We start from the raw sequence: 11,640 nt of genomic DNA, 5'->3' as shown, positions 1-11,640 counted from the left end.
CGTTGATCCGATTGTAACAGATCGACGCTCTAACGCTCGCGACGGATGTGTTGATCGGTGTGGATAGCGGCGGGTTCCGCTGCTATCCACAAGTCGTTAAGCGCGCATATCTGGTTTTGCCATGAATTTCATCAGATCAGAAGTATACTTATATCCGTGTGTAATTTTTCTGAGATTTAGTTAATTTATTATAAGTTTTATTTATATTATACCATTCTAAATTTGTGATAATTAAATTTAATTATGTATTAAGTATTCAATATTGTCATTATCTTCGTAATTATTTTGATAAATCGACGATGCACCTCAAGTGATATTCAAGGTATCCGCTTTGAAGACCGCTGAATAAAGTCGAAAAGTCAATCCGTGATGATATTTTCCAATGTTTCAGAGCCGTCGCGCTTTGCAGAAAATCAATAAGTAACACGTGTTGGACGGGTTCTGTATAGACATTGCATTGCCTGATCGTGCAGGAGGAGAGCCGCCGAAAGGCGGACCTCCTTATAGTTCAATGTGGAACCACACATTGCATTTGCGAGCGTTACAGTTCCCATGGCAAGGGAGGTAAGCAAAATTTGTCAGTTTTGAGACTATTGATCTGGTTAGTATTTTCAATTAAGCTATTGGTGGTTCTATTTAATAGATTTCTCCTATTTGTTAGGCGAGATTGAGTATCGTTATAGTTAAATATGGACCTTTCATGAAAATCATGAATTTGCTCCCGCGACATACCATCCCTAAATCTGGGACGTAAATTATTGGCGCGATAGTTTAGTTCTCTAGACAGAGACTCTACATCATTGTTGGCAACAGAATACTGATTCAGAAGTTTGCGGCGTTCATTGTGCAATTGATTTATATTCTTTTCAGGCACATGATCGCTGCCACTGCCACCCGGGGCATCGCCACCGCCACTGCCACCCGGGGCATCGCCACCGCCACTGCCACCCGGGGCATCGCCACCGCCACTGCCACCGGGAGCATCGCCACCGCCACTGCCACTCGGGGCATCACCGCCGCCACTGCCGCTTGGAGCGTCACCGCTGCCACTGCCACTCGGGGCACCGCCACTTGGCTCGTCGGGTCTGGATTTTTTAGCAGGCGGTTCATCGCTGTCGACGTCTTTTGCGGCATCTTCCGCGCCATCCTTCAGAGCCCTGTCACCGGCTTTCTCGGCATCTTTTACCAGCGGTTCCTCATCGCCATCTGCCACCTCAGCTGCTTGAACGCCAACTCTAACTGCGTCATTCAACACCGGCGCCACGGGCCCTAATACTTTATCCTCGACATCCACTACATCTCTTTCAACTCTTCTTACATCTTTCCTTATCGCTTTAAATACACGGATATGCCCGGTTGGATCGGTGTTGTTGATTGGATCGCCCGCACAATAGGCATAGGGATTGATGCCGCCTTGACCGAAAGGACTAAGACTGTCGGGAGCTGTGAAGCGGCGCAATATGGGGCTGTAGAGCCGATATCCATTGCCCAGATGATAGCCGTCGAGGAGCACAGATTTGCGTTCGCCATTGTAACCAAGCAGGCTGGTATCGTCGGCATCAGTCGATTGCTCCCCATGCGGACCATAGGTCAGGGGGTGGGACGTATTGCTGCTGTCAACGCTGAGGATGGATCCGCTGGCATCAGCACCTGAAAGCCAAACACCTGCATTGCTGCCCGTGCGCACCTGAGCAAGATTGCCGCCCGGCCCGGCAACGAAACGCACGTTGTTGGCATCCTGGATTTGATTGACGAGCGTGGAGCCCCGATAGAACAGTTTGGTTCCATCTTCATCGATGAGGCGGCCCAGGGGGTCATGGGCCAGGTTCGATGTCTGGCCTGCTTTCGTGACAGACAGGAGCGCGCCGCAATTGATGCCGATATCGTAAGTAAATATACGCCCCTCGCCATCGTTCACAAGACACCCGGCTTCATCATAGATGAGCGTGGTGACAACGGGCATTGTGGTCACGCCGAAAGAACTCGTCTGTATATGGGTGACGGTTTTCAGTTGACACGGATCGGTAGCGTCGTAGGCGCAAAGCATTTGATCGTACGACTTGTCCTGATAGGTCGTGGAAAGTTGCGTGATGTTGTCGTATGGATCATAAGTGAACGTCTGTTTTTGTATGGCCAGTCCCTTGGAATCCTGGGCAGGCTCTGTGCCGCTGCAGTCATACTCAGTGAGACGATTGCGCGCGTCGTAAGTGTAGGTTTCAACGCGAACTGAGTTGCCATTGCGCTTCAATGTTTTGCCGGCAAGCTGATGGTTGACATTATAGGTGGACGTAAGGGACCAGCTATTTCCAGATGAGCTGCTGGTGACCGTCCGGGTGTCTTCACGATCAAGCGTGTCCCAAGCGAGCGTTGTGGTCAGGGTTGGTTTATTGCCGGTGGAAAGATCGGTCGCTTTCCAGCAATTGAGGCGGCCCAGCACATCATAAGACAGGTCAAGCTGGACATCCGTGTCAGCCACTTGTGTCGGGCGGCCATAGTGGTCACGATTCTTGATACTCCATGTAACGCCGGTCACATCGGTATAGCTTTTTGTCTTTCCTGCTGTGGTGTAGGCGTATGCGGTAGCAGCAGAACCACCCTGAGAGAAAGTTTCACTTTGAAGGCGGCCCGTTGCCTCAAATGTGTTGGAAATACTGGAGCTGCCTTGCGCGTTCGTACTCGTGGCGGTTTCCAGTGCTCCGGTCCATTTTTGGTAGGTCAGGGTTTTGCTGTCTGCGCCCGGACCGGTGTTACCTGTTACTGAACTGGACGCGATCTTTTTGCTGGCAAGCTTGCCACCCAATTCCGCTTGGTAGATATAGTCTACGGTTACGCCATAAGGCGAGGTGACAGAGGCTGGCGCAGTCAGGCTGCCGCAATCACTATCGTAGGCTGCTGTAAAGCTGCGGCCGCCTGAGGTCTGGCTGGTACAACGCCCTAACCCGTCCACAACACGCTTGCCCATCGAAACGCCATTCACACAGATATCAATCAGAATTTGCGATGGAGAGTCCGGACTGTATGCGCGCGTCACCACAGTCGCGCTCGTCTCTCCATCCGCCTGCGGTAATGTCGTTTTGATGACCCGATCAAAAGCGTCGTAATCGTAGGTGGTTGTCCGACCGAGCTCGTCCGTGCTTGAGCGCAACCGGTTCCATCCGTCATATTTCTGGGTCACGGTGCTATAGGCTGATACACCACTTGCAGCATCGGATGGATAAAGTGCGGTGTGGGTAGCGTATAGGGAGACATCCTGCGTCGAAACTGTTTTGCTGGTTTTCTTGTCGTCGTTCGTAGTATCTTCATACAAACTATCTTCATACACACTATACTTGGCTTTTGTCAGTGCAATGGGATCCATTGAGGCAAAATGCTGGATATTCAACGCAGTCGTGCAATCGGAATTGCCCCAGTCATCATAATTCGTGCTTGTTGTAATCTGGCCATAGGAGGTGGTGCTGGTAAGCAGATCAAAATCCTTGCTGGTTGTGCTCGTCAGGCGACCGGCATCATCATAACTGCGCGTTTGCATGACTTGCCAGTCCGAACCGCCCTTCAGCATTACCTGCCCGGTAAGGAAGCCACCCAGCCCATCCATTACGGTCTGGCCTTTATTGCCGAATGCATCGGTCGCCGTGATTGTATACGGGGCAGTACTATTGCCGATCACATAGTCGAACGAACGGGTATTTTCGTAATCCGTTCCAACGGCTGTTGTAGCAGCTACAACGCGGCCAAGCTTGTCATAACTTGCCTGCGAGACAACGCCGAGGGCGTTGACGATTTCCGTAACACGACCTGTAAACCGTGAAGCCGTTTGCTTCTGACTGGTGCCGATGCCGTCGTGTGTCGTGACGGTTGTGGTGCGCGTGATTGTAGGGTCAGAGGGCGTCGTTTTCATAACCGCAGTGGTCACATAACTATCGGAAGCCTCTCCTTGCGGATAATGGGTCTCAACTGTCTGCAAAAGCCGTCCGAATTCGCTGCTGGTGCTGTCATACGTATATTCTATTTTTGCCAGAAGCTGATTGCCGCTGAAATGCCGTTCTTCAGCCTTGAGGACGGCATAGCTGTCGAGGCCGGCTGTTGTCGCCTGGGCGGGAAAATTATACTTCTCATAACGATATTGCACCACGTGGTTCTGAACATCGCTGTAAGATGTGGTCGCCGGCGTGGTGGTTTGTGTTTTGATGAAACGGGGAATGTTGCTTGTGATATTGAAGGGATTGGGATCGGCCGGGCAGCCGAGGCCATTTTTGTCATCTTGATCTTCGCCAGACGGCTCGTAATAAGCGTAAGTGATCTGTCCCAACGAAACAGAGTTTTGGGCCGCATCCTGCTTGGTGGAACTTTGTGTCACCATGTTGCCGAAATCGTCATAGGTGAAACTGGCCGTTTCCTGGCGCGACTGGGTTACAATTTTGCCGTTTTCTGTTGTGGTGCGGCTCCAGGTCGTCGTGCTTGCCGTAGGGAACTGGTAATTGGCGGGCTGGCCAGTCACTGGAGTATTCGCGGTTGTGTTATACGTCGTGGATTTGGTGACCGAGCAGTCTTTTTTCTTCGTCACCTGTGAAATCATTTGGTGAAAGCGGTTATAGGTTCGCGTAATAGTCGCTTTCACCTGATCGGCATCAGTGAATGTTTCTGCTGATTGATACGTGTACTCGTTCGCACAGTTTAAAAGCGTGTCCTGTGATGCGTCCCAGGAAAAGACATTCGGCGCACCAAAACCAAGGAAATTGTTGCCGGTGCTGTCGGGATCATAATCATAGGTAAGCGTCAAATCGGGCTGTTGAGCCCCTCCACCTGGCTGGCGCGTGAACTGAGTGACATAAGGCAGCCTCAAATTTTGCATAGAGGTTGCATTCGTGGGAAAGCGGTGACCTGAGCTATAAGTGGCTGTTTCAATCAGACCGCCGGGGCTTGTCAGCTTGTATGCCCATTGGCCAGGCCACTTGGAGCCGAAGCCGGTATAATCTATTGCCCACTCCAAGGTCTTGTCTGACCCACCCAGTGCGTCACAACTCGCATTGAGCAAATAGCCATTATCAAATGATAGAGTGACATTGTATCCTTCTGTTGTTCCCGGCCGTACAGAAAGGACCGTCTGGAGACTGCTGGCATCAGGATACTTGATCGAAAGCAGAGATGTTCCTGCTTCATCCTGAATAGATTGCAAGCGCGGCGGGTTCTGGCTGTAATTCCAGCTCAGGGAGACATAACGGCCTTCAGGGGAGAATATCTTTCGCGTCACCTTGACGGCATTGGCAGTGCCCGGCCCGTCAAGAAGCTCAACCGTGCCGTTCTTGTAAAGGACTTTGTAGTTTTTGCCGTCATTCTGAAGCGAAACTGCCTGAAGCCTGTTTTGCTTCAGAATAAGATTCGTATCCGTATAATATTGTTCTCCACTCGATAACGACAACAGTGTCTGCTGCGTGTCATAACTGGACAGGCCAATCGAAAATCCAATGCCGAAACCCATATTGCCCGTATTCTGAGGCGAGTAACTCAGCCCTAGGGGAATACTGGGACCTAGCAAGTCATTGGCGTTCAATGTGCCGATCGCCAGGTTGATCGTATACTGCCCCATGCGCGGGTCGACGTTACCCGAAAGCGCCGAAGCAAAATTCGTCGCCCTCGTGTAAAACTGAGATGCTAGACTGGTCATGAAATTTTACCTTCAATATTGATGTAAATATAGAACTCACATGTATAAATTTACTGCATATAGTATATTGGAGTTCTGTTATGGATTAGATCATCTGACAATTGTATGAGGCGGCTTGAAGCCAAACGAAAAGGCCGAATCTCCGATATCAAGTCCGCTGACCGACTTCCGCTCAGCCATTATTCGCCTAGGTGCCTCAGCGCCCATGATCGATGTTGATGACGACGGTCTGAAGGATAGGCTGGCGTCATCGCGCGCATAAAACTCGTGCGATGACTGCTTTACAGGTCGTCCCTATCTACTTACAGGTATCAAGTGATACGGTTCGGGACCTCTATTTGGCATCCAGTTTGCTCTTAATGGCTTTATCGAAATAACCATTCGACCATTGCCGTACCTTCGTCATGTATCAGAGATGAACCAGACCGTGGTTCCCTTCTGGGGGTCCATCCCGGTGCTGGAATAAGCTCCCAAATAAACATTATAATAGCCACTATTTTCATCCGAAATGACTTGTGACATATCCACTGTCAGGTAAAGTTCTTCTTCTTGGTTGTATATTGCAAATGCTTGTGAAGGCCATATTGGTAAAAAGCTATATAATATGTTTTGTTGCCAGTTATACTGAATATCGGTAGAATAAAAAGACAATGTTAGGCTAGGAATTACAGGGTTACTGTTTCCATTTGGAATGTATTGGATTTCTGTTTCAATCATGTACTGGTTTGTTTGTACGTTATTTATATAAAATGAAAGAGAATTATAGGTATAATAATACCAACTGGAAGTATTAGGATTTGCAACTATACTGTCTTTGACGATAAGATTTTTTGTCGGCTGATTTCCATTCAATTGTAAGCATGCGTATAACCCCGCTGGGGTTTTCATGGACATGGAGCCTTTTCGGTGATAAGTATTAATAGCGCCGGGGGTGCCGGATGGAATGGCGATGGCCGTCCATGCGGGCGTGTTTGGAGGTGGGGCCGCCAGATCCGTATAGATCGGAAGAGCGACTGAAGGGGCAAAAGCCCCAGAATTTCCGAACGGATCATAAGCTGTAATGATATAGTCGCAAGTCATGTCAGTGAAATTTCCAGGCACATCACGTACAAGACTTGGGCTGAATATCAGCGTACCTCTTATGGTTTTGAGATTTGCCATAGTAATATCAATAGACATGTAATCTGTGTAGCCGGTAATTTTTATACCTTGTTGTGAATCGGCGTTCTGTGGCCATATATATGCTGTCGTATTGTAGCCATTTTTAGATTTATTAGCGTAAGGTGCAAAGCCAGGTGGATAATTTAATGCGATATTCAGCATTTCTACATTGGGATATATTCGATAGATAACAGATTCCTCTATATTTAAAGTAATTCCAAAATTATACTGACGCCATATCTGTGGAGAGAAATCTGTATAATTGGTTGGTGGGGTTGCCGAGAAGCTGTCAGTCTCACCATCGTGATATTTATGTTCCAGAGTGCAAGAAAAATCACCTGCTCCATACACTCGGGGAGATTGTGCTATAATTTCTTTTGGACCATTGTTGCCTAAATTAGACAATCCGTTCCTATAGTACTTAAGAAGATCACCATCAGTGGGCTGTATCTGAACGCCGAGCGCAAGAGTAGGTGGATTGGGGTTCGTTGCATTGCATAGAATATAGAACGTTACGCAACTTTGGGAGCTGTCATCAATTTGCCTCGACGAAGCCCCTGTACCTGGGGTTATAAAATCGTTGGCCGTTTGGGTTTGGGCCCAACTCTTGAAGTTCTGAAATTCAGGGGACGAAACAGGGTTATCAGGCGTTGGCGGTGTCGCTAGAAATAGTATTTCCATACCTGTATTATAGTCGATCAACCGGGTAGCTGAATTTAGGATGTCTTGAGGAGCGGAAGCTGGTATTGGTGCATTTCCCGGCCCATTTGAATAAGTAGGTGTGAACCAGACATCGACACGCACCATATTATAACCATTGGAATAGAGAGTTTGACTGTAATCTGGATCTATTTCAAGGTTAGTGACAGAATCCCATAACATGGCGCCGTCATTCAATTCGCGATATTTTTTAAACATTAGTTTCCAATCTGCTTTAATGAATTAATAATAATACTATAATATTAAGTATATTTTATTTCTGCATCGTAATAGTTTGATAGGCATCTTTATTTAAATATCTTCTCGTATTTTTAATACTAGCATGGTTTAATATTAGAGATAACTGTTATTAATTCGGGTTTCGATATAGTGAACGCGCACTGTAACTCTACTCGCATAAAGCCGACCTTGGTATCGCGGTGCTTCGGATCAGAGCTTCAACCGCGAACTGCATTTGAAATGAAATGCGGCTTTCCGATCAGGCGCTGACATAGAGTATGGCAGCATCTACGATCATTCATCAATATTGTTGAACGATATCTTCCATGTTAGAACTTGTCCGTCATAGAATACGCGGTGGCGTATCGTGGCGATCCAAACGCAAGAGAACGACAGAGCGCTTCATGAAGATAAATTCGATCACGCCGCGGCCTGCCGATGCCGCTGCTCGCATGGCCGTCAAACCAGTGATCTGTTATCCGGTCGATACGCTGCCACGACCTGATCTCGATGCCTATCGCGCCCTTCGCGACAAACTTGTTCTTGTCGAGCGCATCACCGTGCAGCCGAGGGATGCAGAGTGCTGGTCCGTTCCGGCCGGGCATTTCTGCCGTATCGTATGCAGCGAGGGACCGCAGGTCGGTGATCTCAACCTGTTCAATGCGGACGACCTCAACGAGAAATTCTATAGCGGCAAGACGCGCGCGCTCAACGGAACCCATGTGGGGCTGGGAGACCAGCTGTTCTCCAGTTTTCCTTACTTGCGTCCGATGGCCACCATCACTCACGACAGTCTGGACTGGTATGGTTTCGACGAATTTGGCGGTGCGGTGCATGACGTGATCGGCACGCGCTGCGATCCTTATACCAATAATCTTCTGAGTCATGGCGGGCAGTACCATCACTGCTGCCATTCCAACCTTACGCGCGCTTTTGCGAAGCAGACGGGCAAGCCGCTGCACGAGGCCGAAACCTATATTCACGACGTGCTCAATGTGTTCATGTGCACGGGCTTCACCCGGGATACTGGGCAATATTTCATGAAGGCAAGCCCTGTGCGACCGGGCGACTATCTGGAATTCTTTGCCGAGATCAATCTTCTTGGCTGTCTGTCAGCCTGTCCCGGGGGAGACTGTTCGGCGGAACATTCTTCCGATACTGCCGCCTGCTATCCGATGGTGGTAGAGATTTACAAGCCAGAACGTCTGCCGGAAGGCTGGGCGGCGCCCGCTCTCAACGGATATGATCGCACACACGGTTTCTGAACCAACAGCAGATCAACAAAAACGCCGCGATCAATCGCGGCGTTTTCTTTCAATTGCCGAAAACTCTATACTTCAGTCGGCGGGAGCGTAGCTGCCATCTTCGCGGTGCACTTCATTGCCAGCCAGCGGTGGCGTGAAAACACAGACCAGCACAAGGTCGCCCTTGGTCGCGCGCAGGATATGCGGGTCGTTTTCGTTCAGCGCATAGATGGTGCCGGGGCGGATCGGAAACACTTCGCCGCTCAGCTTGTGTTCGACTTCGCCTTCACCGGAAAAACAATAATTGGTTTCGAAGTGGTTCTTGTAGTGCAGGTGCAGTTCAGCGCCTTCCTTGACGCGGGTCTCGTGGACCGAATGGCCCATGCCGTCGTCACGCACGATCATGCGGCGGCTTTCCCAACCGGGTCCGGAAGCATCGCGTGCGGTGCCTGCGATTTCATCGGATGTCACGACAATCATAGTATTCTCCTCATTTCAGTGTCAAAAAAGGCTGTTAAAACTTGGCCGCCAGCGGCTCGAGTACTTCTGCGATGGCCAGTAGCGTCTCGTCCTCGCCGCGCAGTCCGGTCAGCATGAGACCGGCGGGGTGCTTGCCCATCGGCAGCGAGATGCTGGGCAGATCAAGACGATTGGCGAATTCTGTCAGCGAGAATGCACGCCGGTTGAGCGCCAGATAGGTTTCCTCGTCTGCAAGCGCGGCCAAAGCGGGCGGCAGCATGGGAACGGTCGGCAGAATGAAACCGTCAAAACCCTCGATTTCCGCGTCGAACTGCTCACGGCAGGCAGCAAGGGCGTTCAATGCATTCACATAGAGATAGGCGGGATTTTCCCGACCTTTTTGAATGCGCGTTCCGACCAAGGGATCATAACTATCGAAATCGACGGCGAGCCGCTCGCGATGAAGCGCGTAAGCCTCGGCACCGATCATCCCGCCATCGACGGCAATCCTGGCACTCTCGATCAAGCTTGGAAGTTCGATATCCTGGACGACAATTCCTGCTGCTTCCAGAGTGGACCGGCAAGCCCCGAAAAGATCTTCAACGGTATCGTCGAGAGCGGTTTCCGAAAGCAGGCGGGGAATTGCCAGTCTTATCTGCTTTGAGCGTCGCGGTTTCCTTGCCGGGATGCCGGTGGCAACATCATCGATCAGGCGACAATGGGCGACGGAAGTGCTGATGATCCCCGGCACGTCAAAGCTGGTCGACAACCAGTGCATTCCATCGGTTTCGTAGCGTCCGCGGCTTGGTTTGAAGCCCACCACGCCACAGAAAGCCGCTGGAATGCGCGCTGAACCGCTGGTATCGGAGCAGATGGCGAAATCGCTATATCCGCGCGCGACGGCCACCGCTGCACCAGAACTAGAGCCGCCGGCGATTGCCTCTCCGGCAGGGTCGAGCGGTGTGCGTGGCGTGCCGAAATGTGTGTTGACCCCCAGCGCGCCATAAGCGAATTCGGTCATGTTTGTCTGCGCGAGCAGTGTTGCGCCACCCATGCGAAGTCTGCGCACCAGAGCGGCGCTTGCACTTGCAGGAGCTGCCTCTTGTAATGCTTTCGAACCACAGCTTGTCACCCAGCCTTCAGTGTCGAAGCAGGCCTTGACCGTCATTGTCAGTCCTGCAAGCGGCGGGAGTTCACGATTGGTTTCACTGAGTGCTTGCCAATGGCCGAGCTCGGTGCGGGCCGCCTCGAACCGCCGGTTGAGAAAAATCTCTCGCGCATTCCAGTCACGCGCCACATAGTCGGCCAGTGCCAAGTCGAGCTTTTCAACCCGGTTGCAAGCCATGGCAGATCCCAATCCGGATTTGTCTTGCGGATCGTGTTTCATAAAGCATGTCCCGTTAGAGCATAATCCGACCGAAGTGAAACGAGGATCGATAAGATTATGCTTGAAATATAAGAGGTTAGAGCGCCGATCTGCTTCAATCGAAGCGAAACGCGCTCTATCGCAATCGGCTGCGATCAGTTCCGGACCAATGCCGTCAGCATTTTCTCTGAATCCGCCAGATAGTTCTCAAGCTGATCGGCGGCGGCTTCGCAGTCTCCAGCTGCGATGAGGCGGCAGATTTCGGCTTCTCTTTTCAACCAAGGCTCATGGAAAGCCTGTTCGTTGCCGGTGACGAAAACCAGACGCAGCTGGGTCACGAGCAGGGAGAACATCTGATCGAAGATAGGACTACCATGCAGCGATACGATTTCCTGGTGAAAGAGAAGGCTCTGGCGGGCCACCGCCGTCCAGTCCGCGCGTGCGGTCGCTTCACTTTCATTGCGGATCACCTCGTTGAGCCTTTCCAGCCAGTCGGCGGGAACCGAGTTTCGCCCACGGAGGGCGCCGAGTTCGACGACCCGGCGCACCACGAAGATGTCGCGAATGTCCGTTTCCGTTAGCCTTTTCACGCGGACGCTCTTGTTCGGCTCCTGCGAGACCAGTCCCTGCTGGCGCAGAAGCTGCATGGCTTCGCGCAGGGTGTTGCGCGATACATCGTAGACATTGATCAGTTCGGCCTCGATCAGGCTCGTGCCGCTCAACAGGCGGCCTTTGAGAATGTCGTCGCGTATGGCATTGGCGACGCGAATGAATGCGGGATCACGAAGGGTGGCAGGCTGGTTCAT

General features: G+C 50.9%; 6 protein-coding genes. 1 reads left to right on the top strand and 5 read right to left on the bottom strand.

Annotated elements, in window-relative coordinates:
* Positions 1–541 precede the first annotated feature (541 nt).
* Together KWJ32_RS11110 and KWJ32_RS11105 are read right to left on the bottom strand one after the other, a co-directional pair.
* Entirely contained in the window at positions 542–5,665 is a 5,124-nt protein-coding gene (locus tag KWJ32_RS11110) for an RHS repeat-associated core domain-containing protein (RefSeq protein WP_151610156.1), read from the bottom strand.
* Positions 5,666–6,067: 402 nt separating this feature from the next.
* Complete coding sequence (locus KWJ32_RS11105) at positions 6,068–7,744, bottom strand: hypothetical protein (protein WP_011982547.1); 1,677 nt, start codon at positions 7,742–7,744, stop codon at positions 6,068–6,070.
* A gap of 425 nt (positions 7,745–8,169) precedes the next feature.
* Between KWJ32_RS11105 and KWJ32_RS11100 the strand changes: the two genes are divergently transcribed.
* A complete protein-coding gene (locus tag KWJ32_RS11100) occupies positions 8,170–9,030 on the top strand; it encodes a DUF1989 domain-containing protein (protein ID WP_125334679.1) in 861 nt (286 codons plus the stop codon).
* A 72-nt stretch (positions 9,031–9,102) separates the two neighbouring features.
* On the opposite strand, the gene KWJ32_RS11095 is transcribed toward KWJ32_RS11100, so the two are convergent.
* The 3 genes from KWJ32_RS11095 to KWJ32_RS11085 all read right to left on the bottom strand — a co-directional run bounded on the left by KWJ32_RS11095 (position 9,103) and on the right by KWJ32_RS11085 (position 11,640).
* Positions 9,103–9,489, bottom strand: coding sequence for an ectoine synthase (locus KWJ32_RS11095; RefSeq protein WP_010660497.1), 387 nt, complete (start codon positions 9,487–9,489; stop codon positions 9,103–9,105).
* Positions 9,490–9,523: 34 nt separating this feature from the next.
* Positions 9,524–10,855 carry an amidase family protein gene (locus KWJ32_RS11090; protein WP_151610157.1) on the bottom strand — a complete coding sequence of 444 codons (1,332 nt, stop codon included), beginning with the start codon at positions 10,853–10,855 and terminating at the stop codon, positions 9,524–9,526.
* Positions 10,856–10,989: 134 nt separating this feature from the next.
* Complete coding sequence (locus KWJ32_RS11085) at positions 10,990–11,640, bottom strand: GntR family transcriptional regulator (protein WP_011982550.1); 651 nt, start codon at positions 11,638–11,640, stop codon at positions 10,990–10,992.

Source organism: Ochrobactrum sp. BTU2 (genome assembly GCF_024539785.1).
GTDB lineage: Bacteria > Pseudomonadota > Alphaproteobacteria > Rhizobiales > Rhizobiaceae > Brucella > Brucella anthropi.
Note: the sequence above shows the minus strand (reverse complement) of the source record. Positions and strands in the feature narration are given on the sequence as shown.